This window comes from Streptomyces sp. CB02414 (assembly GCF_001905385.1).
Taxonomy (GTDB): domain Bacteria; phylum Actinomycetota; class Actinomycetes; order Streptomycetales; family Streptomycetaceae; genus Streptomyces.
Genome location: NZ_LIPF01000001.1, coordinates 357790 through 380937, shown reverse-complemented (window position 1 = coordinate 380937; position 23148 = coordinate 357790). Strand labels below are relative to the sequence as shown.

Sequence of the window (23148 nt, the reverse complement as noted above, 5' to 3'; positions counted from 1 at the left end):
CGATCACTCCCCGGTACTGGGGACTGCGCCGACCTCAAGGGGCGCGGGGAACTGCGCGACAAGCCACGACGAACCGGCAGTCGCCCACGCTCCCCGCGCCCCGAGCTCTTGGGCGTACATTGATCCACATGGAGCCGCTCCCCAACTCCCGCACGGAACCCGACGGTTCCGCCGTCATCCGGGTCCTCAGCTACAACATCCGCTCGATGCGCGACGACACCGCCGCCCTCGCCCGCGTCATCGCCGCCTGCGACCCCGACCTCGTCCTCCTCCAGGAAGCCCCCCGCTTCTTCCGCTGGCGCAAGAAGCTCACCCGTCTCGCCCGCGCCGCCGACCTCGTACACCTCTCCGGCGGCGCCACCGCCGCCGGCCCCGCGCTGCTGTGCTCCCTGCGCGCCACCGTCGAGCGCACCGAGGACGTGCTGCTCCCGCTCACCCCCGGCCGGCACCGCCGCGGCCTCGCCACCGCCGTCGTGCGGATCGGCGGGGCCCGCATCGGCGTCCTGAGCTGCCACCTCTCCCTGGAGGCGGAAGAGCGGAACGAGCAGGCCGGCCTGCTCCTCGGCCGACTGGCCGGGATGGGCGTGACCCACGCCGTGGCCGGCGGCGACCTGAACGAGCGTCCGGGCGGCCGTACCTTCCGGCGGCTCGGCGACGGGCTGCGGGACTGCTGGACGGCCGCGCCCTGGGGCAGCGAGTGCACCTTCCCCGCCACCGGCCCCGACCGGCGCATCGACGCGGTCTTCGTCACGGAGGGCATCGAGGTGCTGGGCTGCGGAGTGCCGCTGGGCCTGCCCGGGGTCGCCGAGCACGACCTGAGGGCGGCCACGGACCACCTCCCGGTCCTGACCGCCCTCCGCGTACCGGCGTCCGAGGCCTGACCAGCCAGCGGCAGCTAGACCACCGCACCCCGCCCTGGATCGTCGTCGTCCTCGTCCCCCGTGCGCATCCGCGTCACCAGCGTGGCGAAGCCGCCGAGGAAGCCGCCGACGCTCACCGTCGTCAGCCACCAGGTCATGTCCCAGCCCAGCACCACCGCCAGCAGGAGCAGCACCGGCCCGCCGAGCACACCCAGCCAGGCGAACTTCGCGGTGGTGTCGCCCTCGGGCAGCGGCGGCGGCTCCGGCGGTACGAAGTGGCCCTCGTCGTCCTCGCCGAGATCGTCCTCCGAGGGCTCGGACAGGCTGTGGTCGCGCGGGCCGGCCACTCCGGGGGCGAAGGCGACGGAGCTGCCCAGCGGCCGGGCCGAGGCGGGCTGGTCCGGCGTGGTCCGGTCGGTCTCGGGCCGGTCGTCGTTGGTCTCGGCCTCCAGCAGCGCCAGGTCCTCCACCGACTTGAACGGCTTCGCGCCCGGCGGGTCCGGCGGCTCGTCCCCGTACCCGGCGACGATCGCGGCCCAGGCGGCGTCCTCGTCCAGGGGGACGGCCGCGTCCGCGGGGGTGCGCTCGGCCGCGCGCTCCCGCCCCTCCTCGTGCCCCGGCGTCCGCTCCAGGTCCCGGTCCTCGCGCTCGCCGTGCTCCTCGCGGTCCGCGCGGCCGGACTCGTGCTCAGCCACCTGTGGTCGTCCCTTCCTTGCCGAGACCGGGTTCCGGCTCCCCGACGGAGCCGGGCGCGAGCCGGCCGATGAACGCGACGCTCTGAGCGAAGATCCGGTCCGCGTCGTGGTCCAACGTCGCCACGTGGTAGCTCTGTTCCAGCAGGACCTCCGTCACGTCCGTCGACGAGACGCGGCCGAGGATGCGGGCCGAGTCGGCCGGCGGCACCACGTGGTCCTGCGGACTGCGCAGCAGCAGCAGCGGCTGCGTCACCTGCGGCAGATCCCGGTCGGCCAGCCGGAAGAACGCGCGCAGCGAGTGCGCCGCGTGCAGCGGCACCCTGTCGTACCCCAGCTCGGTGCTGAGCGGCTTGGCGATGTCGCTGGCGATGCCCTTCGTCGCGGGCACGAGGTGGCGCAGGACCGGCAGGGCGTGCTGGGCCACGCCGTGCATCCGGTTCGCCGGGTTGACGACCATGACGCCCGACACCGCGTCCCCGTGCCTGGCGGCGAGCCGCAGGGCCAGCGCGCCGCCCATCGACAGGCCGGCCACGAAGACGCGCGCGCAGCGCTCCCGCAGGGCACGCAGCTCGCGGTCCACCTCCGCGTACCAGTCCTGCCAGCCGGTGACCTGCATGTCCTGCCAGCGGGTGCCGTGCCCGGGCAGCAGCGGCAGCGCGACGGTCAGACCGTGCTCGGCGAGGTGGCGGGCCCAGGGGCGCAGGGACTGCGGGGAACCGGTGAAGCCGTGACAGAGGAGGACGCCGACCTCCCCGCCCTCATGGCGGAACGGCTCGGCTCCGGGCAGGACCGGCACGTCTCGGTCTCCTGTCGTCAGGGGGCCGGCACAGCCGGACCGTCGTATGCGATGGATGCGTGTGCGGTACTCGCGGGTACTTCACCGTACGCGACCGCACTGACACCGACCAGGGCCGTCGGGGCCATTGACGGTGCCCCGGGTTAAGGTCTCAGCACAGACACAGGAGGCACTCGGTTGTTGTACGGCGCGATGAAGGTCACCGTCGGGGGTTCGCTGAAGCTCGCCTTCCGGCCCTGGGTGGAAGGCCTGGAGCACATTCCGGCCGACGGCCCCGCCATTCTGGCGAGCAACCACCTGTCGTTCTCCGACTCGTTCTTCCTGCCGGCCGTCCTCGACCGCAAGGTGACCTTCATCGCCAAGGCCGAGTACTTCAACACGCCAGGCGTGAAGGGGCGGCTCACCGCGGCCTTCTTCAAGGGCGTCGGCCAGCTCCCGGTGGACCGCTCCGGCGCGCGCGGCGCGGGTGAGGCGGCCATCAAGAGCGGCATAGAGGTCCTGGAGCGCGGTGAGCTGTTCGGCATCTATCCGGAGGGCACCCGCTCCCCGGACGGCCGGCTCTACCGCGGCAAGCCCGGCGGCCTCGCGCGCGTGGCGCTCGCCACCGGCGCGCCCGTCATCCCGGTCGCCATGATCGACACCGAGAAGATCCAGCCGCCCGGCCAGGTGATGCCGAAGCTGATGCGGCCCGGCATCCGCATCGGCGAGCCCCTGGACTTCACCCGCTACCAGGGCATGGAGCACGACCGCTTCGTGCTCCGCGCGGTGACCGACGAGGTCATGTACGAGATCATGAAGCTCTCCGGCCAGGAGTACGTCGACATGTACGCGACCGCCATGAAGCGGCAGATCGCGGAGGCGGCGAAGGCCGAGAAGGAGGCGGGCAAGGCGGCGAAGGCCGCGCTCGCCCAGGCGGAGAAGGAACAGGCCGCCAAGGAGAAGGCGGCGGCCGAGCAGGACCGGACCGAAGACCGGTAACGGCCGGACCGGCCGGCGAGGGCGGTCCGCAGGACGGGACGTACGGGCCGGGGACGGGGGGACATGGCCAGGCGCGAGAGAGTCATGAGGATGTCGGTCGAGCAGCCGCTGTGGCGCGCGCTCGCCGGCTACCGCGTGCTCACCATGCTGTACGCGATCGGCTTCTTCACCACCGCGTACTCCGGCTTCGTGCGCCCCTGGCTGGCCGTCGCCTACTACGCCGTCCTCTTCGTCTGGACCCTGGCCACCCTGCCCAAGGTCTCCGGCGCGGCGAGCTGCACCAAGCGCTTCCTCACCGCCGACCTCACCATCGCGCTCACCGGAATCCTGATCACCCCGCTCGCCGACGCGCCAGAACGGGTCGCGGACGGCGGCCCGACCCTGCCGTCCATATGGACCGCCGGTTCCGTCCTGGCCTTCGCCATCAAGGGCGGCTGGCGCTGGGCGGCCGTCGCCTCCACCCTCGTCGCCGTCGCCAATCTCATCGAACGCGGCACCCCGGCCCGGGACACCGTCCACAACGTCATCCTGGTCTGGGTCGCCTCCATCGCCATCGGCTACGTCGTCGAGGTCGCCCGCGCCTCCGAGCGCACCCTCGCCCGCGCCCTGGAGATCGAGGCGGCGACCAGGGAACGGGAGCGGCTCGCCCGGGACATCCACGACAGCGTGCTCCAGGTGCTCGCCATGGTGCAGCGGCGCGGCGCCGTGATCGGCGGCGAGGCGGCCGAACTGGGCCGGCTGGCCGGCGAGCAGGAGATCGCCCTGCGCACCCTGGTCTCCGGCGGCCTGGTGCCCGTCTCCCGCGTGTCGGAGGACGCCGCCGAGGGAGCGCTCGTCCGCGCGGTGGACGAACCGGAGGGGACGGACCCCGACGGCCCCGTCGACCTGCGCGCCCTGCTCGCCCCGTACGCCGGCTCCCTGGTGAACCTCGCCGAGCCGGGCGCCCCGGTGCTGCTGGCGCCGCCCGCGGCCCGGGAGCTGGCGGCCGCGGTGGGGGCCGCGCTGGACAACGTGCGCAAGCACGTCGGCGCCGACGCCCGCGCGTGGATCCTCGTCGAGGACGAACCCGGCGAGGTGGTCGTCACCGTCCGCGACGAGGGCCCCGGCATCCCCGAGGGGCGGCTCGCCGAGGCCGAGGGCGAGGGACGGCTCGGCGTGGCCCTGTCGATCCGGGGCCGGCTGCGCGACCTCGGCGGCACGGCCGAACTGATCTCGGTGCCCGGGCAGGGCACCGAGGTCGAACTGAGGACACCGAAGGAAACCGGCGGCACCGCCGCACGGGGGAAGGCGGCCGACCGTGAGTGAACGACAGGACCCGATCAAGGTCATGGTGGTCGACGACCACCCCATGTGGCGCGACGCCGTCGCCCGGGACCTCGCCGAATCCGGGTTCGACGTGGTCGCCACCGCCGGCGACGGCGACCAGGCCGTACGCCGCGCCCGGGCCGCCGCCCCCGACGTCCTCGTCCTCGACCTGAACCTGCCCGGCAAGCCCGGCGTCCAGGTCTGCAAGGAGGTCGTCGGCGCCGATCCCAAGCTGCGCGTCCTCGTGCTCTCCGCGAGCGGCGAGCACGCCGACGTCCTGGAGGCGGTGAAGTCCGGCGCGACCGGCTACCTGCTGAAGTCGGCCTCGACGGAGGAGTTGCAGGACGCGGTGCGCCGCACGGCCGCCGGCGACCCGGTGTTCACCCCCGGGCTGGCCGGACTGGTCCTCGGCGAGTACCGCCGCCTCGCCTCCGAGCCGGCGCCCGCGGCGGAGACCGGCGACCCCGGGGCGCCCCGGCTCACCGACCGCGAGACCGAGGTGCTGCGCCTGGTCGCCAAGGGCCTGAGCTACAAGCAGATCGCCGAACGCCTCGTCATCTCCCACCGCACCGTGCAGAACCACGTCCAGAACACCCTCGGCAAGCTCCAGCTGCACAACAGGGTGGAACTGGTGCGGTACGCGATAGAACGGGGTCTGGACGACGCGTGACCCCGCGCGGGACAGTGGCGGTGGCCTGAACCACCCGCTGTGGCAAGGGAGTTCGCGATGAAGGTCGGAGTACTGACCGGAGGCGGTGACTGCCCCGGGCTCAACGCCGTCATCCGGGCCGTCGTCCGCAAGGGCGTACAGGAGTACGGCTACGGATTCGTCGGCTTCCGGGACGGCTGGCGCGGTCCGCTGGAGGGCGACACCGTCCCGCTCGACATCCCGGCCGTCCGCGGCATCCTGCCCCGCGGCGGCACCGTCCTCGGCTCCTCGCGCACCAACCCGCTCCGGCACGAGCACGGCATCCGGCGCATCAAGGAGAACCTCGCGAAGCTCGGCGTCGAGGCCCTCATCACCATCGGCGGCGAGGACACCCTCGGCGTCGCCACCCGCCTCGCCGACGAGTACGGCGTGCCCTGCGTCGGCGTCCCCAAGACCATCGACAACGACCTGTCCGCCACCGACTACACCTTCGGCTTCGACACCGCCGTCGGCATCGCCACCGAGGCCATCGACCGGCTGCACACCACCGCCGAGTCCCACATGCGGGTGCTGGTCGTGGAGGTCATGGGCCGGCACGCCGGCTGGATCGCGCTGCACTCGGGACTGGCCGGCGGCGCCAACGTCATCCTCATCCCCGAGCAGCGCTTCGACACCGAGCAGGTGTGCGCCTGGGTGACCTCCCGGTTCCGGGCGTCGTACGCGCCGATCGTGGTCGTCGCCGAGGGGGCGATGCCGAAGGACGGCGAGATGGTGCTCAAGGACCAGACGCTGGACTCCTACGGGCACGTCCGGCTGTCCGGCGTGGGGGAGTGGCTGGCGAAGGAGATCGAGAAACGCACCGGCAACGAGGCCCGGACGACGGTCCTCGGCCACGTCCAGCGCGGGGGCACCCCCAGTGCCTTCGACCGCTGGCTCGCCACCCGCTTCGGGCTGCACGCCATCGACTGCGTCCGCGACGGCGACTTCGGCAAGATGGTCGCCCTGCGCGGCACGGACGTCGTCCGCGTCCCGATCGCCGACGCCACGGCCCGGCTGAAGACGGTCGACCCGGCGCTGTACGAGGAGGCCGGGGTCTTCTTCGGCTGACCGGCGGCCGTGGGCCCCGCGCCGTATATTCGGCCCGGAGTCCGGCTACGGCCCGAGCGCGGCGGCAGCCCGAGTGCGGCAGAACGGGAGCGGTCATGGAGATCCTGGCCTTCGGCGTCCAGGCCGACGAGCGGCCCCTGATCGAGCGGGCCTTCCACGGCCACGACGAGATCCGCTGCCTGGACGTCTTCCTCAACGAGGACACCGCCCCCATCGCGGCCGGCCACGAGATCGTCTCCACGTCCGTCAACGCCGACCTCGGCGCGGCCGTCCTGGAGATCCTCGCGGCCGGCGGCACCCGGATGGTGGCCCAGCGCTCCACCGGCTTCAACAACATCGACCTCGACACGGCCGGGCGGCTCGGCATGACCGTCGCCCGGGTGTCGTACTACTCGCCGTACTCGGTCGCGGAGTTCGCCTGGACCCTCGCCATGGCCGTCAACCGGCGGATCGTGCGCGCCTCCACCCGCACCCGCGACTTCGACTTCCGCCTGGACGGCCTGATGGGCCGGGACATGCACGGCCGCACCGCCGGCGTCCTCGGCACCGGCAAGATCGGCGAGGCCTTCGCCCGCATCGCCCACGGCTTCGGCATGCGGCTGCTGGGCTGGGACGTCGCCGAGAACCCCGCCTGCATGGAACTGGGCATGCGCTACGTCCCCAAGGACGAGCTGCTCGCCCGCTCCGACCTGGTCACCCTGCACGTCCCCCTGATGCCCGAGACCCGGCACCTGATCGACGCGCCCGCCCTGAAGTCGATGCGGGACGACGCGATCCTGGTCAACTCCAGCCGCGGCGGCCTCATCGACACCGCCGCGCTGGTCACCGAGCTGCGCGCGGGCCGCTTCACCGGCGTCGGCCTGGACGTGTACGAGGCGGAGGCGGGCCTGTTCTTCCTCGACAAGTCCCTGGAGGCCATCGCCGACGACACCCTGGCCCGCCTCGTCACCTTCCCGAACGTCCTGGTCAGCTCCCACCAGGCGTACTACACCGAGGACGCCGTCGGCCAGATCGTCGAGGCCACGGCGAAGAACGTCCTCGACTACCTGGAGGGCCGCCGCTCGGAGAACGTGCTCGTGCCCCGCAGCTGACCGACCAGCTCCCGCACGATCGCGGCGCCGTTCAGCGTCAGCACGGACTCGGGGTGGAACTGCACCCCGGCGAAACCCGCGCCGCGCAGCGCGTGCACCTCACCGTTCGCGGCGCGGCTCACCTCGACACCGTGCGCGGCCAGCTCCAGGGCCGCCTCGTCGTCGCAGCACGCCGTGAAGCTGTTGTAGAAGCCGACGGTCTCGCGCCGCCCGAAGAGGTCGATCTCCGTCTGCGCCCCCTGGTACGGCACCTCCTTGCGGACGACGTCCATTCCCAGCTCCGCCGCGATCAGCTCGTGCCCGAGGCAGACACCGAGGACGCCGTGCCGGTGCTCCCGGATCACGTCGGCGGTCAGGGCGCGCAGGAAACGCATCTTGGGGTCGGCGGGGTCGGACGGATCACCGGGGCCGGGGCCCAGCACCACCGGACCCTCGTGCCCGAGCACCGCCTCGCGCAGCCCCTCCGCGTCGTACCGGCGCACGCTCACCGCCAGCCCCGAAGAGCGCAGTACGTGCGCGAGCATCGCCGTGAAGGTGTCCTCGGCGTCGACCACCAGGGCGTGCCCGGTGAGCGCGTCGGAGGGCTCCTGCATCCGCAGCCAGAACGGCGCCAGCGAGGACCGGCGGCCGTCCAGCGCCGCCCGCACCCGGGGATCGTCGGCCAGCCTCGGCCGCCCTGCCTCCGTACGCGGCCGGGCGGGACGTACGCCGAGGGCCGCCAGCACCCCGGCCGCCTTGGCGTGGGTCTCGGCGACCTCGCCCGCCGGGTCCGAGCCCCGCACCAGCGTGGCGCCGACCGGCACCCGCAGCCGCCCGCCCGCGTCGATGTCGGCGGTACGGATGAGGATGGGGGAGTCGAGGGTCTGGGCACCGCCCGCGTCCCGCCCCAGCAGCGCCAGCGCGCCCGCGTAGTAGCCGCGCCCGCCGGTCTCGTGCCGCTCGATGACCCGGCAGGCGTTCTGCACCGGCGACCCGGTGACCGTCGCCGCGAACATCGTCTCCTTCAGCACCTCCCGCACGTCCAGCGAGGACCTGCCGCGCAGCTCGTACTCGGTGTGTGCGAGGTGCGCCATCTCCTTCAGCCGGGGCCCGACGACGACACCGCCCATGTCGCCGACGGTGCACATCATCTTGAGCTCCTCGTCGACCACCATCGACAGCTCCTCGATCTCCTTGCCGTCGGCGAGGAATCCCAGCAGGTGCTCCGGGGTCGGCCCCTCGGCGGGATAGCGGTACGTCCCGCTGATCGGGTTCATCACCACCGTCCCGCCGGACATCCGCACGTGCACCTCGGGGCTCGCCCCGACCAGCGTCCGGTCCCCGGTGTGCACGACGAACGTCCAGTACGCGCCCCGCTCGCCCTCCAGCAGGCGCCGGAACAGCGCCAGCGCGTCGGCCCGCCCGAACCCGGGGACCACGCCCTCGTACGTCCGCCGGATCACGAAGTTGGCGCCCTCGCCGGCCCCGATCTCCTCGTCCAGCACCCGCCCGACGATCTGGGCGTACTCCTCGTCACCGACGTCGAAGCCGCCGCCCTCGACGCGGACGTCGTGCGCGGGGAGGGCGGCGAGGACGTCGGCGAGCGGCACGTCGTACCGCTCCTCGGGGGTCAGCACCAGCAGCGGCGTGCCGTCGTCGCGGACGTCGAAGCCGCGCTCGCGGATCTGCCGGAAGGGGACCAGGGCCAGCCCCTCGCCCGGCAGGTCTGCCAGTCTGTCGTGCTCGGTCACCGGGCCGAGCAGCAGTTCCACGGTGTCGTGACCGCGGCCCGGGGTGCGGCGGCGCAGCAGGGCGAACGGGCGGGAGTCGGCCAGGAGGCCGTCGAGCGGTGTCATGGGTGATCCGTGTCCTTCTCGGTTCGTCGGAGAGGAACGGTCCCGGTCGCACAAACGCCGAAGGCCGCCCCTCGGGCGGCCTTCGCGAAGTCTTGCGTACGCGCAGTCAGTGGGCCGCCGGATGAGCGGTCCACCACCAGGTCTGGGTCGAATGCGCGAACATACGGCGCAGCGTACCCCACCGTCCCGGTGTCCACGGAGCATTCCGTGCGTCTCATTCCCTGGGCACGGGGCGGGGGCCCCGGTCCGACCCCGTAATGTTGGGGCCGTGACCGTGAACGCTAAGACCAGCCCGAGCGCTGGCAACACCTGGCGAGACCTGCCCGCGGCGCAGCAGCCCGAGTACCCCGACACCGAGGCTCTGCGCGCAGTGATCGCGGACCTCGAGTCGTATCCGCCGCTCGTCTTCGCGGGCGAGTGCGACCAGCTGCGCGCCCGGATGGCGGCCGTCGCCAAGGGAGAGGCGTTCCTCCTCCAGGGCGGCGACTGCGCCGAGGCCTTCGACGCGGTGTCCGCGGACCACATCCGCAACAAGCTCAAGACCCTCCTCCAGATGGGCGCCGTGCTGACGTACGCCGCGTCCGTGCCCGTGGTGAAGGTGGGCCGGATCGCCGGCCAGTACTCCAAGCCGCGCTCCAAGCCGACCGAGACCCGCGACGGCGTGACCCTGCCGACCTACCGCGGCGACTCCGTCAACGGCTTCGACTTCACCGAAGAGGCCCGGATCCCGGACCCCGAGCGGCTCAAGCGCATGTACCACGCGTCGGCGTCCACGCTGAACCTGGTGCGCGCCTTCACCACCGGCGGTTACGCCGACCTGCGCCAGGTGCACGCCTGGAACCAGGACTTCGTGAAGTCGTCCCCGTCGGGCCAGCGCTACGAGCAGCTCGCCCGGGAGATCGACAACGCGCTGAACTTCATGCGGGCCTGCGGCACCGACCCGGAGGAGTTCAAGACCGTCGAGTTCTTCTCCTCCCACGAGGCGCTGCTGCTCGACTACGAGTCGGCGCTCACCCGCGTGGACTCGCGCACGGGGCAGCTGTACGACGTCTCCGGGCACATGGTGTGGATCGGTGAGCGCACCCGGCAGCTGGACCACGCGCACGTCGAGTTCGCCTCGCGCATCCGCAACCCGATCGGTATCAAGCTCGGCCCGACGACGACGGCCGAGGAGGCGCTGCAGTACATCGAGCGCCTGGACCCGGAGCGCGAGCCGGGCCGGCTGACCTTCATCGTCCGCATGGGCGCGGACAAGATCCGCGACAAGCTCCCGGAGCTGGTGGAGAAGGTCACCGCCTCCGGCGCCACCGTCGCCTGGATCACCGACCCGATGCACGGCAACACCTACGAGGCGGCCTCGGGGCACAAGACCCGCCGCTTCGACGACGTGCTCGACGAGGTCAAGGGCTTCTTCGAGGTCCACAAGGCGCTCGGCACCCACCCGGGCGGCATCCACGTGGAGCTGACCGGCGACGACGTCACCGAGTGCGTGGGCGGCGGCGACGAGATCTTCGTCGACGACCTGCACCAGCGCTACGAGACGGCCTGCGACCCGCGGCTCAACCGCAGCCAGTCGCTCGACCTGGCGTTCCTGGTGGCGGAGATGTACCGGGACCAGTGACGGAGGGCCCCGCGAGGGGTCGCTCGGTGAATGGGGCGCGGGTCACACACGATCCGCGCCCCCTTCCCTTTTGTCGATCTTGCGTGATGGGTAAGGTTAGGTTTGCCTCACCGATCAGTCGGGCCTCCGGTCGTCGTCGGTACGGCACGACCTTGTACCCCGCCCGGGAGGTGAACCGCGTGTTCGTCTGCAGCTGCTTCGGTGTCACCGAGGAACAGGTGAAGAGTCACGCGGAGGCCGGCGCCTGCACGCCCCGGCAGATCGCGTCCGCCTGCAAGGCCGGCACCGACTGCGGCGGCTGCGTACGCCGCATCCAGGCACTGCTCGGCCGGGGTGCCTGCCCCCGCCGTCAGCTGGCCGACCAGGGGGAGCCGGTCCTCGCGGAGCTTCCCGAGGCCGCCTGACTACAGCGAGCCGGGGCCGGACGCGTCCGGCTGGGACTGCTCGATCACCGTGGACAGGTACAGCGACTCGCCCAGCTTCTCGATCAGCTCCAGCTGGGTGTCCAGGTAGTCGATGTGGTGCTCCTCGTCGGCGAGGATCGCCTCGAAGACGTTCGCCGACGTGATGTCGTTCTTGGCCCGCATCACCTCGATGCCCCGGCGCAGCCGGTCGATGGCCTCGACCTCGATCTCCCGGTCGGCCTGGAACATCTCGGTCACGCTCTGGCCGACCCGCACGTGGAAGAGCCGCTGGTAGTTCGGCAGGCCGTCCAGGAGCAGGATGCGGTCGGTGAGCACCTCGGCGTGGCGCATCTCGTCGAAGGACTCCGCGCGCGTGTACTTCGCGAGCTTGGTCCAGCCCTTGTGGTCCTGCAGCTTCGCGTGCAGGAAGTACTGGTTGATCGCCGTGAGCTCGGCGGTGAGCTGCTCATTCAGGAACTCGATGACCTCGGGGTCGCCCTGCATCGCTTGACGCTCCTTCGAACGGGAACTGGCGTGTTGCGCCGCATGATTGCACCGGCTTCCAAGATCGTCCAGTAAGTCTAGACTTAGTAAGTAAGTACAGGCTTAGTCCATTTTGTTGCTGCTTGACCGAATGTAAGTGGGGCGGGTCCGGGGCATCGGTCCGGGTCTGTCAGGATGGAGGCATGGGTCAGCCGGTGGAACACGGATCGGGAGAAGGCGGTTCGCGAGGAGCGCCGCGGTTCGAGCTCCCGCCGGGACAGCGACTGCAGCGCGGCTGGCCGGTCACGCACTACGGACCGGTCCCCAAGTTCCGCCCCGAGCGCTGGGAGTTCCGGGTCTTCGGGACCACCGCCGACGGTGAGAAGCACGGCTGGACCCACGACGAGTTCACCGCTCTGCCGTACACCACGGTCGTCGCCGACCTGCACTGCGTCACCAAGTTCAGCATGCTCGGCTCCGAGTGGGGCGGCGTCCCGGCGGCCACGATCCTGGACCTGGCGCCGCCCGGGCGGGCCGTCACCCATGTGATGGTGTGGGCCGAGTACGGCTTCAGCTCCAACCTCCGGCTGTCCGACTTCGCCGCGGAGCGCACCCTCTTCGCCACCCACAAGGACGGCGAGCTGCTCACCGCCGAGCACGGCTTCCCGCTGCGGCTGGTCGTGCCGCACCTGTACGCCTGGAAGGGCCCGAAGTGGGTCCGCGGCATCGAGTACATGACCGCCGACCGCCGCGGCTTCTGGGAGGAGCGCGGCTACCACAACATCGGCGACCCCTGGAAGGAGCAGCGCTACTCCTACCAGGAGGAGCCGGGGGACGGCCCCGGGCTCTGACCGGCCGGCCTTCCCCGGTCAGCCGTCGCGCAGCTTCTTCAGCCGCTCCACGTCCGCCGCGTGCCCCTCCTTGCCGCCCGGGGTCTCGATGACCAGCGGCACGCCCTCGGTCGCCGGGTGGGTCATCAGCGCCCGGAACGGGTCCTCGCCGATGTGTCCGGCGCCGATGTTCTCGTGCCGGTCCTTGTGTGCGCCGGCCACGTCCTTGGAGTCGTTGGCGTGGATCAGCTTCAGCCGGCCCTCGCCGACCGTGTCCACCAGCAGATCCAGGGTCTGGTGCATGCCGGACGGCCCGGTCAGGTCGTGCCCGGCCGCGAAGATGTGGCAGGTGTCCAGGCACACGCCCAGCTTCGGGTGGGCGTCCAGCGCCTCGAAGTACGGCCCGAAGTCCCAGGTCCGCGAGCACAGGGATGCGCCCTGGCCCGCCGTCGACTCCAGCAGCAGGTACGGGTCGTCGTCGTGGGTCAGCTCGTCGAGCAGCGGCAGCATGTGCTCCCGCACCTGCTTCAGCGCCACCGAACGGTCCCGGCCGCCGGTCGCGCTGCCCGTGTGCACGACCACGCCGAGCGCCCCGATCGCCCGCCCGCGCCGCAGCGAGTGCCGCAGCGACTCGACCGACCGCTCCACCGTCGCCTCGGTGTGCGATCCGAAGTTGATCAGGTACGGAGCGTGCACGTACGCCGGGATCGACCCGGCCGCGCAGGCCTCCCGGAACGCCTCGTCCTGCTTCGGGTTGCCGGGCGGCGTGGCCCAGCCGCGCGGGTTGGCCACGAAGACCTGCACGGTCTCGGCCTTCAGGTCACGGGCGTAGGACAGGCCGACCGAGTGCAGGCCGCCGGCCACGGGGACGTGACCGCCGACGGGATTGCGGGGAAGCGCGGCGGAGAGGGCGGACTGTTGACTGTTCACCCATTCAGGGTGTCATGACTGGTCAGCGTCCGGACCGTGAGTGCCGTCACCTGATGGTGATCTTGATGGTCGACCCCTTGGGGGCCGTGTCCCCGCCCTCCACGGACTGCTCCTTCACGGTGTCGCCGAACAGCCCGAGCAGGCCGCGGTCCTCGTCCACCTCGAAGCCCGCGTCCTTCAGCTTCCGCTTGGCGTCGTCCACGCTGTCGCCGACCACGTCCGGGACCTCGATCATCTCGGGACCCTTGGAGACCGTCAGGGTCACCGTGTCGCCCTCGGCCGCCCGGCTGCCCGAACCCGGCGTCTGGCGGGCGACCCGGCCCTTGTCGTACTCCGAGTTCACCTGCTCGTCGGCGACCTTCACCTTCAGCCCGGCCTCGGTCAGCTCGGCCCGCGCGCCGGCCAGGTCGTCGCCGGTGACGTCCGGGACGTCGATCGGGCTGCCCTTGCTGACGACCAGCGCGACCGCGGAGCCCGCGCGCACCGTGGTGCCCGTCTTCGGCTTCGTGGAGATCACGAAGCCCTTCGGCACCTCCTCGCTGAACGCCCGGGTCACCATGCCCGGCTCCAGCCCCTCGTCCTTCAGCACGGTCCGCGCCCGGTCCAGCTTGTAGCCCTCGACGTCCGGCAGCTTCACGGTGTCGGGGCCGTCGGAGACCGTGAGCGACACCGAGTCGTTCTTGCGGATGCGGGTGCCCACACCCGGGTCGGTGCTGATGACCTTGCCGCGCTCGACGGTGTCGCTGTAGGCGTGGTTGACCTTGCCGACGTCCAGCCCGGCATCCGCCAGCCGGTCCCGGGCCTGCTCCTCGGTCTTGGACAGCAGCGCCGGCACCTTCGTGAACTGGCCGGAGTTGATGTACCAGACGCCCGTGCCGACGCCGAGCACCAGCAGGACGGCCACGACGACCGCCAGCGGACCGCGTCGAAGCCGGGGCCGCCGGCTGGGGGGCGGGGCCGACGGGGGAGCGGTCAGCCGGCTGGTGCGGTGCACCCCGTCCGACGGGGAGGCGCCGTTCGCGGGGAAGGCGCCGTCCGGACCGTCGTCCTCGTCCTCGTTGACGGGCAGTGGCCGGGGCATCGTCAGCGCGCGGGGGATCACGCTCGTGCGGTCGTCCGCGTTGTCGTGCTCGCCAGGGAGCGCCTGCGGCGGCACCGCGTCCAGCTGCTCCTCCGTGAGCGCGGCGCGGGCCTCACGGGTCTGCGCGAGCAGCGCCACGGCGTCGTGCGGCCGGATCTCGGGGTTGCGCGCGGTCGCCGAGGCGACCAGCTCGTCCAGCTCGTACGCCATACCCGGTACCGCGGCCGACGGCGGCGGCACGTCCTCGTGCAGGTGCTTGTAGAGGATCTGGGCCGGGGAGTCGCCCTCGTGCGGCTTGCCGCCGGTCAGCATCTCGTACAGCACGACGCCGCACGCGTACACGTCGACCCGGGGGTCGGCCGTGCCCTGCTCGATCTGCTCGGGCGCCAGGTAGGAGACGGTGCCGAGGACGGCGCCGGTGGTGTTGGTGACCGTGTCCACGGCCCGGACCAGTCCGAAGTCGGCGACCTTGACCCGGCCGTCGTCCCCTATCAGCACGTTCTCCGGCTTCATGTCCCGGTGCACGAAACCGGCCCGGTGCGCGGCGCCCAGTGCGGCCAGCACCGGCTCCAGGATGTCCAGCGCGGCCCGCGGCCCGAGCGCCCCGCGCTCGCGCAGCACGTCACGCAGGGTGCAGCCGGCGATGTACTCCATCGCCAGGTAGACGTACGCCCCCTCGGCCCCCTGATCGAACACCTGTACGACATTGGGATGGTCCAGCCGGGCCACCGACTTCGCCTCGCGGATGAAGCGCTCCACGAAGGTGGCGTCGGTCGCGAGCGTCGGGTGCATCACCTTCAGCGCGAGCACGCGGTCCAGGCGGGTGTCCACGGCCCGGTAGACCGTGGCCATCCCGCCGACCGCGATCCGCGCCTCTACGCGGTACCGGCCGTCGAGCACCTGCCCGACGAGAGGGTCCTGGAGGGTCGTGTCCACGCAGCGAGTCTACGAGCCACCACGGACACCCGACGCCGCTGTCGCCGATCGACCCCGGTACTGCAGCGCACCTGTGACGCTTCCCACGCAGTCACGGTCGGCCGCCGACGGCGATCGAGCCCCACGGGCAAGGCCCACCTCTTGTCCGACTGGAAACGGGTGGTGCGCGGGTGGGAGACCAAGACGTCAGGACAGCGCAGGCTCACTGGAAAGCGGGCCGCTCCGGATCAAACACCGCCAAGCCCTCCGCAGGAGACGACGCCTCGGCGAACCGCCGCCGCGGAATCCGCCCCGCCCGCCGCGCGCAGCGCCCCGCCTCCACGGCGAACCGCATCCCCTCCGCCATCAGCACCGGCTCCTGCGCCCGCGTCACCGCCGACGCCAGCATCACCCCCGCACACCCCAGCTCCATCGCCAGCGCCACGTCCGACGCCGTACCCGCCCCCGCGTCCAGGATCACCGGCACGCGCGCGTGCTCCACGATCAGCTCGAAGTTGTGCGGGTTGCGGATACCCAGCCCCGACCCGATCGGCGACCCGAGCGGCATGACCGCCGCGCACCCGACGTCCTCCAGCTTCCGCGCGAGGACCGGGTCGTCGTTGGTGTACGGCAGCACCGTGAACCCGTCGTCGACCAGCGTCTCCGCCGCGTCCAGCAGCTCGATCGGGTCCGGCAGCAGGGTGCGCTCGTCGGCGATGACCTCCAGCTTCACCAGGTCGGTCCCGAGCGCTTCGCGCGCGAGCCGCGCGGTGAGCACGGCCTCCCCGGCGGTGAAGCAGCCGGCCGTGTTCGGCAGCACCCGGATGCCGAGCCGCTCCAGCACCGACAGCACCGACCCGTGCACCGAGGCGTTCACGCGCCGCATCGCGACGGTCGTCAGTTCCGTACCGGACGCCACCAGCGCCCGCTCCAGGACGTCGAGGCTGGGCGCCCCGCCCGTACCCATGATCAGGCGGGACCCGTAGGACGTACCGCCGAGGACGAAGGGATCGTCGGCCATGGTCAGCCTCCTTGGACGGCGGTGAGGACTTCGACGCGGTCGCCGTCGGCCAGCGCGGTGGCGGCCCACCGCGCGCGCGGGACGACGGTCTCGTTGAGGGCGGCGGCCACTCCGGACGGCGCCGTGGTGAGCGTGCGCACCAGGGTGTCCAGGGCCGTGCCGGGAGCCACCTCGCGCGGCTCGCCGTTGACGGAGACGTTCATGCGGACTGCTCCGAGAGTCGCGGGAGTGGAGAAAGCGCGGGGGCGGCGCCGAAGCGGCGGGGCGTGAAGGGACGGCCCTCCTCAGGCAGCTCCCCGGTGGTCAGGGCGTGCGCCATGACGTCGCCGGTGACGGGAGTCAGCAGCACGCCGTTGCGGTAGTGCCCCGTGGCCAGCAGCAGGCCGTCCAGACCGGTCGGGCCGAGTAGCGGGGCGTTGTCCGGGGAGCCGGGACGCAGGCCCGCCCGGGTCTCCGTCAGGGGCAGCTCGGTGATGCCGGGGACCAGCTCGTGGGCGTCGCGCAGCAGCTCGTAGACGCCGCCCGCGGTGACCGTCGTGTCCCAGCCCAGCTCCTCGCTGGTGGCGCCGACGACCAGCTCGCCGCTCTCCCGGGGCACCAGGTAGACGGCGTTGCCGCGCACCACGGCACGCACCGTCCGGTTCAGCAGCGGCCCGTGCGCCCGCGGCATCGTCAGCCGCAGCACCTGCCCCTTCACCGGCCGCACCGGCGGCAGCACGTCCTGGGGCACGCCCGTGAGCCGTCCGCTCAGGCTGCCGCCCGCCAGCACCACCTGCCCGGCCTCCAGCACGGTGCCGTCGGCGGTGACGATCCCCGTGGCCCGCTCGCCGCCGTGGCCGACGGCCAGCCGGTCTGCCCAGACCCGGTGGAGGACAACGCCCGCGCGTTCGCAGGCGGCGACCAGCGCGGCGGCCAGGCGCCGCGGGTCGATCTGGTGGTCGCCGTCCACCCGGAGCCCGCCGCGCACGCCCGGCGCGAGCATCGGCTCCAGGCGTCGGCACTCACGCCCCGACAGCCACTCGGACTCCAGGCCCGAACGCTGCTGGAGCGCGTGCAGTTCGCGCAGGTGGGCGCGGTCGTCGGCGTCCAGCGCCACGGCGAGGGTGCCGCAGCGGCGGTAACCGAGGTCGTGGCCCGTGACGTCCGCCAGCTCGGCGGCGAACTCCGGGTAGCGGCGGGCCGAGGCGAGGTTCAGCGCGAGCAGCGTCTCCTCGCCGTAGTGCAGTTCCGTGACGGCGGCCAGCATCCCGGCCGCCACCTGGGCGGCGCCACCGCCCGGTTCGGGGTCCACCAGGGCCGTGGCGAGCCCGCGCTGCGCGGCCCGCCACGCCGTGACCAGGCCGATGATCCCACCCCCGACGACGAGGACGTCGGGTGTACGGGACGACGTGTGCGGTGGTGACGACATGGGCGTCCAGCCCCTCCCTTCGCCGGCATGACCCGGATCAGGTTCGTACGGTCGGAGGCCGCCAGCCTCCCTCTCAGCCCGGTGCGTCCGGGCTCCCGCGAGTGCCTTACGTTGGCCACCCTAGCCCGCAGCACATCGCACTCGTAAGGGAGCCTCCGCCCGTGGCACGCTCGCTCGACGGTCTCGTCCTCGCCCCCGTCGCCGACCAGGCGCCCGGCCAGGTGGGCACCCGGACCCGCTTCACCTACCACGAGCAGGACGGCGCCGTGTGGGCCGAGTACGCGGGCGGTGACGTCGTGCGCGGCCACCTGGTGGGCACCCGGGAGGGCGACCGCCTGGACTTCCGGTACGTGCAGCTCAAGACCGACGGCAGCACGTCGTCGGGGCACTGCGTGTCGGCCGTCGTGGAGCTGCCGGACGGGCGGGTCCGGCTGGACGAGACCTGGGAGTGGGAGTCTCAGCGGGGCAGCGGGACGAGCGTTGTGGAGCAGGTCACCGCGCACGGGCGCTGACCGGCGGTGCGCGGGGTGTCTAAGGTGATCAGGTGAGCGAGCAGACGCAGGAGCGGGCCCCCGAGCGCCGCGTGGTCGTCGTCGGCGCGGGCATGGCGGGCGTGCAGACCGCGGTCGCCCTGCGCGAGCAGGGCTTCACCGGCCCCGTCACGCTGATCGGCGCCGAGCCGCACCAGCCCTACGACCGTCCCCCGCTGTCCAAGGCCGTCCTGCTCGGGACCGCCGAGGGCTCCGCCTTCGACGTCGACTTCGAGGCGCTCGGCATCACCCTGCGGCTCGGCTGCGAGGCCCTGGGCGTCCGCCCCGCCGAGCACGTCCTCGACACGTCCGAGGGACCGGTGCCGTACGACTGCCTGGTCCTGGCTACCGGCGCGGAACCGCTGCGGCTGCCCGGCACCGAGGGCGTGCCCGGGGTACACCTGCTGCGCACCCTGGACGACGCCGAACGGCTGCGCCCGGTGCTCGCGCGGCAGCACGACGTCGTGGTCGTCGGCGCGGGCTGGATCGGCGCCGAGTTCGCGACCGCCGCGCGGGAGGCGGGCTGCGCGGTGACCGTGGTGGAGGCCGCCGACCGGCCGCTGGCCGGCGCACTGCCCGCCGAGGTCGCCGCCCCCATGGTGCGGTGGTACGAGGAAGCCGGCGCCGTCCTGCGCACGCACGCGCGCGTGCAGCGCGTCGAGCCCGGCGAGGGGTCCGGGGAGCCCGGCCACGTGGTCGTCCTGGACGACGGTTCGCGGCTGCCCGCCGGCGCGGTCGTCGTCGGCATCGGCGCCCGGCCCGCCACCGCCTGGCTGGCCGGCTCCGGCATCGCCCTCGGCGCGCACCGTGAGGTTCTGGCCGACGACCGCCTGCGCACGTCCGCCACGGACGTGTACGCGGTCGGCGACTGCGCGTCCTTCCCCTCCGGCCGCTACGCGGAGCGGCTGATGGTGCACCACTGGGACAACGCCCTCCAGGGCCCGCGCACGGTCGCCGCCGACATCGTCGGCGCCGCCGCCGGCGAGGTCCCCGAGGCCTACGACCCGGTGCCGTACTTCTGGTCCGAGCAGTTCGGCCGCTTCGTGCAGTACGCCGGTCACCACACGGCCGCCGACACGACCCTGTGGCGCGGCGACCCGGCGTCCGCCGCCTGGACGGTCTGCTGGCTGCGGGATGACCGCCTGGTCGCCCTGCTGGCGGTGGGCCGCCCCCGGGACCTGGCGCAGGGCAGGAGGCTGATCCAGGCGGGCACGGCGATGGACCCGCGGCTGCTGGCCGACCCGGCGAAGCCGCTGAAGGCGGCCACGGCGTAGTCCGGTTTCCGACTGTCAGTGCCAGATGGCAGGCTTGAGGCGTGACCGAGATTGACGCAAAGATCGATGCTCTCGTGCCTGCCTGGCTCACCGTTCCCGACATCGCCGAGATGCTCGGCGTCGAGGTGACCCGCGTGCGCCAGCTGATCAAGGAAGGCCAGCTCATCGCCGTACGCCGCGGCGAGAACCGCGCACTGCACATCCCGGCGGCCTTCATCGACGGGGACAAGGTCGTCAAGGGCCTGGTCGGCACCCTGACGCTGCTGCGGGACGACGGCTTCACGGCCGAGGAGATGCTGGAGTGGCTCTTCACGCCCGACGAGTCCCTGCCCGGCACCCCCGCGCAGGCGCTGAGCGAGAACCGTGGCACGGAGGTGAAGCGCCGCGCCCAGGCGCTCGCCGTCTGACCTGATCCCCGGGGCGGCGGGGGTCCGCTCACGGCGGTGCCACCGTCGCGTCGTACCTTGGGCGGCGCACCCCGCGATCCTCCGTCCGAGGGCCGCGTGGGCGCGCCGCAGTCCGTTAGCCGAGGTGTGCGGCCCACCGCGGGCCGCACACCGCACACTTGGGGGGACACCCGCATGCCCGACACCGCCGCGACCGCACGCGCCCGGCTCGCCGACGCCCGGCTCTACCTGTGCACGGACGCCCGCCGCGACCAGGGCGACCTGCCCGAGTTCCTCGACGCGGTGCTGGCCGGCGGCGTCGACATCGTGCAGCTGCGCGACAAGGGCATGGAGGCGGCCGAGGAGCTGGAGCACCTGAAGGTCTTCGCCGACGCCTGCGCCCGCCACGGCAAGCTCCTCGCGGTCAACGACCGGGCGGACGTCGCCCACGCCGCCCGCGCCGACGTACTGCACCTCGGGCAGGGCGACCTCCCGGTGCCCGCCGCCCGCGCGATCCTCGGCGACGACGTGCTCGTCGGCCGCTCCACCCACGCCGAGTCCGAGGCCGCCGCCGCGGCCGCCCAGGACGGCGTGGACTACTTCTGCACCGGCCCGTGCTGGCCGACCCCCACCAAGCCCGGCCGCCACGCACCCGGCCTCGGCCTGGTCCGGTACACCGCGTCCCTGGGCACCGACCGCCCCTGGTTCGCCATCGGCGGCATCGACCTCGGCAACCTCGACGAGGTGCTGGAGGCCGGTGCCCGCCGCGTCGTCGTCGTCCGGGCCATCACCGCGGCGGACGACCCGGGCGCGGCGGCGGCCGAGTTCGCGAAGCGGCTGCGGGAGGCCTAGGCCCTGTGGGTGCCGCGGGCATGTGTCCAAGGGGTGGACAACAACTCGACAATGCGGACAAATATCCCGCATCCGGTTGGGTGACCGCCACCCCCTGGCTAACCTGCCCGTATGGCCCTCGGAACCGCATCCACCAGGACTGATCGCGCACGCACCGTGCGTGACATCCTTGCCACCGGCAAGACGACGTACTCGTTCGAGTTCTCGGCACCGAAGACGCCCAAGGGCGAGAAGAACCTGTGGAGCGCGCTGAGGCGGGTCGAGGCGGTCGCCCCGGACTTCGTCTCCGTCACCTACGGCGCCGGCGGCTCCACGCGCGCGGGCACGGTCAAGGAGACCCAGCAGATCGTCGCCGACACCACGCTGACCCCCGTCGCCCACCTCACGGCGGTCAACCACTCCATCGCGGAGCTGCGCAACATCATCGGCCAGTACGCCGACGCCGGGATCCGCAACATGCTGGCCGTGCGCGGAGACCCGCCCGGCGACCCGATGGGCGAGTGGGTCCCGCACCCCGAGGGCCTGACCTACGCGGCCGAACTCGTCGAACTCATCAAGGAGTCCGGCGACTTCTGCGTCGGCGTCGCGGCCTTCCCGGAGATGCACCCGCGCTCCGCCGACTGGGACGCGGACGTGGCGCACTTCGTCGACAAGTGCCGGGCCGGCGCCGACTACGCGATCACCCAGATGTTCTTCCAGCCCGAGTCGTACCTGCGCCTGCGTGACCGCGTTGCCGCGGCCGGCTGCGACACCCCGGTCATCCCGGAGATCATGCCGGTGACCAGTGTGAAGATGCTGGAAAGGTTGCCAAAGCTCAGCAACGCCTCGTTCCCGGCCGAGCTGAAAGAGCGGATCCTCGCGGCCAAGGACGATCCGGCGGCTGTACGCTCGATCGGGATCGACTTCGCCACGGAGTTCTGCGCGCGGCTGCTGGCCGAGGGTGTCCCCGGACTGCACTTCATCACGCTCAACAACTCCACGGCGACGCTGGAAATCTACGAGAACCTGGGCCTGCACCACCCACCGCGGGCCTAGACCGGCCGCACATACTTACGACACACTGCCTTGCGGCCACTGGGAGAGGGGCGTACATGGGCTGGACGGTCCTCTACATCGCGTTCGGCATCGTCGCGCTGTGGCTGCTCGGTGAGGTGCTGCTGCAGTACAAGGCGCGGCTGCGCTGGCGGCTGCTCGCCTTCGGCGGCTTCGTCGGCGTCGTCGCCGGTGTGCTGCTGTCCAACGTGATCGTGATCGGTCTCGGCGCCGCCGCCTTCGCGGTCGGCCAGACCTACGTGACGCTGTCCTTCCGTCGCGGCTTCGAGGCCGGCTGGGCGGTCAACGCCCCGGCGAGCCTGGTCGGCAGGCGCGCCCGTCCCGAACGCGGCCGCCAGGAACCGACGTTGGAGGTCTCCGGCCTCGAGGCGGCCGGCCCCGGACACGAGGCCTACGGCGACCGTGACACCTACGACGACCAAGCGCAGGGCGACGGCGGCCCCTCGTACGGCCACGACGACTACGAGCGCGACGACGTCTTCACCCCGGCCCGCTCCGCCGACCCGGGCGCGGCGGAGACCACCGCCGTCTACGAGCCGCTGCCCATGCCGGACGACACCGGTTCCTACGGCGTGTACGGCGACACCGGCTACGGTCCCGACCAGCAGACCCCGGCCGCCGCCGCGCACGGCGCCGACCCGTCCTACGCCTACGACTACTCGGGCAACACCCAGCAGGGGTACGGGTACGACACCGGCGGCCAGCAGCAGTACGCCGCCTACTCCGACCCGTACATCGGCACCCCCACCTACGGCGGGGCGTCGTACGACACCGGCGGCTACGACACGTCGGGCGGGCAGCAGTACGGCCAGCAGGGCTACGGGCAGGACCCGTACGCCACCGGCACGGCCGGCGGCTACGGCGGCGAGACCCCGGCCGGCGGAGTCTGGGTGCCGCAGCAGCGCAGCACCGACGACCCCTACGGCGGTGAACTCCCCCCGGAGCAGACGTACCCCTACCAGGGCGACGGCCGGCCGCAGGGGCAGAGCCAGGGCTACGACGAGCAGTACCGCTTCTGACGGTGCCTCCGGCGCCCGGTGACCG

At 72.5% G+C, this 23148-nt stretch carries 25 protein-coding genes and 1 riboswitch; of the genes, 15 read left to right on the top strand and 10 right to left on the bottom strand.

Annotated elements, in window-relative coordinates:
- The first annotated feature begins 128 nt into the window (after positions 1-128).
- A complete protein-coding gene (locus AMK11_RS01740) occupies positions 129-881 on the top strand; it encodes an endonuclease/exonuclease/phosphatase family protein (protein WP_073722083.1) in 753 nt (250 codons plus the stop codon).
- Positions 882-895: 14 nt separating this feature from the next.
- Here the strand turns inward: AMK11_RS01740 and AMK11_RS01735 are convergent, their stop codons facing one another.
- Positions 896-1555 (bottom strand): hypothetical protein, encoded by a 660-nt coding sequence (locus tag AMK11_RS01735; RefSeq protein ID WP_073722081.1) that lies wholly within the window; start codon positions 1553-1555, stop codon positions 896-898.
- Complete coding sequence (locus AMK11_RS01730; RefSeq protein WP_073722079.1) at positions 1548-2351, bottom strand: alpha/beta hydrolase; 804 nt, start codon at positions 2349-2351, stop codon at positions 1548-1550. Before AMK11_RS01730 ends, AMK11_RS01735 begins: the two co-directional genes overlap by 8 nt.
- A 192-nt stretch (positions 2352-2543) precedes the next feature.
- Between AMK11_RS01730 and AMK11_RS01725 the strand changes: the two genes are divergently transcribed.
- From AMK11_RS01725 to AMK11_RS01705, 5 genes are all read left to right on the top strand, one after another.
- Positions 2544-3329 carry a lysophospholipid acyltransferase family protein gene (locus tag AMK11_RS01725; protein WP_073723852.1) on the top strand — a complete coding sequence of 262 codons (786 nt, stop codon included), beginning with the start codon at positions 2544-2546 and terminating at the stop codon, positions 3327-3329.
- A gap of 63 nt (positions 3330-3392) precedes the next feature.
- Positions 3393-4634 carry a MacS family sensor histidine kinase gene (gene macS, locus AMK11_RS01720; protein WP_073722077.1) on the top strand — a complete coding sequence of 414 codons (1242 nt, stop codon included), beginning with the start codon at positions 3393-3395 and terminating at the stop codon, positions 4632-4634.
- A 22-nt stretch (positions 4635-4656) separates the two neighbouring features.
- Complete coding sequence (locus AMK11_RS01715) at positions 4657-5304, top strand: response regulator (RefSeq protein ID WP_073723850.1); 648 nt, start codon at positions 4657-4659, stop codon at positions 5302-5304.
- A gap of 57 nt (positions 5305-5361) precedes the next feature.
- Complete coding sequence (locus tag AMK11_RS01710; protein WP_073722075.1) at positions 5362-6390, top strand: 6-phosphofructokinase; 1029 nt, start codon at positions 5362-5364, stop codon at positions 6388-6390.
- A 95-nt stretch (positions 6391-6485) separates the two neighbouring features.
- The gene (locus AMK11_RS01705; protein ID WP_073722073.1) at positions 6486-7481 is read left to right on the top strand and encodes a 2-hydroxyacid dehydrogenase; all 996 of its coding nucleotides are present in this window, start codon (positions 6486-6488) and stop codon (positions 7479-7481) included.
- On the opposite strand, the gene AMK11_RS01700 is transcribed toward AMK11_RS01705, so the two are convergent.
- The gene (locus AMK11_RS01700; protein ID WP_073722071.1) at positions 7433-9316 is read right to left on the bottom strand and encodes an anthranilate synthase family protein; all 1884 of its coding nucleotides are present in this window, start codon (positions 9314-9316) and stop codon (positions 7433-7435) included. The genes AMK11_RS01705 and AMK11_RS01700 overlap by 49 nt on opposite strands.
- A 106-nt stretch (positions 9317-9422) precedes the next feature.
- Positions 9423-9479 carry a trp operon leader peptide gene (locus AMK11_RS39190; RefSeq protein ID WP_073723848.1) on the bottom strand — a complete coding sequence of 19 codons (57 nt, stop codon included), beginning with the start codon at positions 9477-9479 and terminating at the stop codon, positions 9423-9425.
- Positions 9480-9584: 105 nt separating this feature from the next.
- On the opposite strand from AMK11_RS39190, the gene AMK11_RS01690 reads away from it, so the two are divergent.
- Positions 9585-10937: a class II 3-deoxy-7-phosphoheptulonate synthase gene (locus AMK11_RS01690; RefSeq protein ID WP_073722069.1), complete on the top strand. Its 1353-nt coding sequence runs from the start codon at positions 9585-9587 to the stop codon at positions 10935-10937.
- 170 nt (positions 10938-11107) lie between these two features.
- Entirely contained in the window at positions 11108-11341 is a 234-nt protein-coding gene (locus AMK11_RS01685) for a (2Fe-2S)-binding protein (RefSeq protein WP_073723846.1), read from the top strand.
- Here the strand turns inward: AMK11_RS01685 and bfr are convergent, their stop codons facing one another.
- Entirely contained in the window at positions 11342-11845 is a 504-nt protein-coding gene (gene bfr, locus AMK11_RS01680) for a bacterioferritin (protein ID WP_073722067.1), read from the bottom strand.
- A 182-nt stretch (positions 11846-12027) separates the two neighbouring features.
- Between bfr and AMK11_RS01675 the strand changes: the two genes are divergently transcribed.
- The gene (locus AMK11_RS01675) at positions 12028-12675 is read left to right on the top strand and encodes a sulfite oxidase-like oxidoreductase (RefSeq protein ID WP_073722065.1); all 648 of its coding nucleotides are present in this window, start codon (positions 12028-12030) and stop codon (positions 12673-12675) included.
- An 18-nt stretch (positions 12676-12693) separates the two neighbouring features.
- On the opposite strand, the gene AMK11_RS01670 is transcribed toward AMK11_RS01675, so the two are convergent.
- The 5 genes from AMK11_RS01670 to thiO all read right to left on the bottom strand — a co-directional run bounded on the left by AMK11_RS01670 (position 12694) and on the right by thiO (position 18009).
- The gene (locus AMK11_RS01670; protein ID WP_073722063.1) at positions 12694-13584 is read right to left on the bottom strand and encodes a deoxyribonuclease IV; all 891 of its coding nucleotides are present in this window, start codon (positions 13582-13584) and stop codon (positions 12694-12696) included.
- 46 nt (positions 13585-13630) lie between these two features.
- A complete protein-coding gene (gene pknB, locus AMK11_RS01665) occupies positions 13631-15601 on the bottom strand; it encodes a Stk1 family PASTA domain-containing Ser/Thr kinase (protein ID WP_073722061.1) in 1971 nt (656 codons plus the stop codon).
- A 202-nt stretch (positions 15602-15803) separates the two neighbouring features.
- Positions 15804-16601, bottom strand: coding sequence for a thiazole synthase (locus tag AMK11_RS01660; RefSeq protein ID WP_073722059.1), 798 nt, complete (start codon positions 16599-16601; stop codon positions 15804-15806).
- A 2-nt stretch (positions 16602-16603) separates the two neighbouring features.
- Positions 16604-16804: a sulfur carrier protein ThiS gene (thiS, locus tag AMK11_RS01655; RefSeq protein ID WP_073722057.1), complete on the bottom strand. Its 201-nt coding sequence runs from the start codon at positions 16802-16804 to the stop codon at positions 16604-16606.
- A complete protein-coding gene (gene thiO / locus AMK11_RS01650; protein ID WP_073722055.1) occupies positions 16801-18009 on the bottom strand; it encodes a glycine oxidase ThiO in 1209 nt (402 codons plus the stop codon). Before thiO ends, thiS begins: the two co-directional genes overlap by 4 nt.
- A riboswitch (TPP riboswitch) is annotated at positions 18007-18118 on the bottom strand. It overlaps the preceding gene by 3 nt.
- 52 nt (positions 18119-18170) lie before the next feature.
- Between thiO and AMK11_RS01645 the strand changes: the two genes are divergently transcribed.
- The 6 genes from AMK11_RS01645 to AMK11_RS01620 all read left to right on the top strand — a co-directional run bounded on the left by AMK11_RS01645 (position 18171) and on the right by AMK11_RS01620 (position 23123).
- Positions 18171-18521 (top strand): hypothetical protein, encoded by a 351-nt coding sequence (locus AMK11_RS01645; RefSeq protein WP_073722053.1) that lies wholly within the window; start codon positions 18171-18173, stop codon positions 18519-18521.
- Positions 18522-18553: 32 nt separating this feature from the next.
- Positions 18554-19813 (top strand): NAD(P)/FAD-dependent oxidoreductase, encoded by a 1260-nt coding sequence (locus tag AMK11_RS01640; RefSeq protein WP_073722051.1) that lies wholly within the window; start codon positions 18554-18556, stop codon positions 19811-19813.
- A gap of 41 nt (positions 19814-19854) precedes the next feature.
- Positions 19855-20220, top strand: coding sequence for an Rv2175c family DNA-binding protein (locus tag AMK11_RS01635; RefSeq protein ID WP_073722049.1), 366 nt, complete (start codon positions 19855-19857; stop codon positions 20218-20220).
- Positions 20221-20394: 174 nt separating this feature from the next.
- Complete coding sequence (thiE, locus tag AMK11_RS01630; protein ID WP_073722018.1) at positions 20395-21051, top strand: thiamine phosphate synthase; 657 nt, start codon at positions 20395-20397, stop codon at positions 21049-21051.
- A gap of 111 nt (positions 21052-21162) precedes the next feature.
- Positions 21163-22086, top strand: coding sequence for a methylenetetrahydrofolate reductase [NAD(P)H] (gene metF / locus AMK11_RS01625; protein ID WP_073722016.1), 924 nt, complete (start codon positions 21163-21165; stop codon positions 22084-22086).
- Positions 22087-22142: 56 nt separating this feature from the next.
- Positions 22143-23123 carry an SCO2102 family sporulation regulator gene (locus AMK11_RS01620; protein WP_073722014.1) on the top strand — a complete coding sequence of 327 codons (981 nt, stop codon included), beginning with the start codon at positions 22143-22145 and terminating at the stop codon, positions 23121-23123.
- The last annotated feature ends 25 nt before the right edge of the window (positions 23124-23148 follow it).

Bases quoted from the DNA above. Each gene is read 5' to 3' on its own strand.
- AMK11_RS01660 (WP_073722059.1), bottom strand. From the start codon at position 16,601: ATGGCCGACGATCCCTTCGTCCTCGGCGGTACGTCCTACGGGTCCCGC.
- thiS (WP_073722057.1), bottom strand. From the start codon at position 16,804: ATGAACGTCTCCGTCAACGGCGAGCCGCGCGAGGTGGCTCCCGGCACG.
- AMK11_RS01725 (WP_073723852.1), top strand. From the start codon at position 2,544: ATGAAGGTCACCGTCGGGGGTTCGCTGAAGCTCGCCTTCCGGCCCTGG.
- AMK11_RS01620 (WP_073722014.1), top strand. From the start codon at position 22,143: ATGGGCTGGACGGTCCTCTACATCGCGTTCGGCATCGTCGCGCTGTGG.
- AMK11_RS01710 (WP_073722075.1), top strand. From the start codon at position 5,362: ATGAAGGTCGGAGTACTGACCGGAGGCGGTGACTGCCCCGGGCTCAAC.
- AMK11_RS01740 (WP_073722083.1), top strand. From the start codon at position 129: ATGGAGCCGCTCCCCAACTCCCGCACGGAACCCGACGGTTCCGCCGTC.
- AMK11_RS01705 (WP_073722073.1), top strand. From the start codon at position 6,486: ATGGAGATCCTGGCCTTCGGCGTCCAGGCCGACGAGCGGCCCCTGATC.
- metF (WP_073722016.1), top strand. From the start codon at position 21,163: ATGGCCCTCGGAACCGCATCCACCAGGACTGATCGCGCACGCACCGTG.
- thiO (WP_073722055.1), bottom strand. From the start codon at position 18,009: ATGTCGTCACCACCGCACACGTCGTCCCGTACACCCGACGTCCTCGTC.
- macS (WP_073722077.1), top strand. From the start codon at position 3,393: ATGGCCAGGCGCGAGAGAGTCATGAGGATGTCGGTCGAGCAGCCGCTG.
- AMK11_RS01715 (WP_073723850.1), top strand. From the start codon at position 4,657: ATGGTGGTCGACGACCACCCCATGTGGCGCGACGCCGTCGCCCGGGAC.
- bfr (WP_073722067.1), bottom strand. From the start codon at position 11,845: ATGCAGGGCGACCCCGAGGTCATCGAGTTCCTGAATGAGCAGCTCACC.
- thiE (WP_073722018.1), top strand. From the start codon at position 20,395: ATGCCCGACACCGCCGCGACCGCACGCGCCCGGCTCGCCGACGCCCGG.
- AMK11_RS01700 (WP_073722071.1), bottom strand. From the start codon at position 9,316: ATGACACCGCTCGACGGCCTCCTGGCCGACTCCCGCCCGTTCGCCCTG.
- AMK11_RS01675 (WP_073722065.1), top strand. From the start codon at position 12,028: ATGGGTCAGCCGGTGGAACACGGATCGGGAGAAGGCGGTTCGCGAGGA.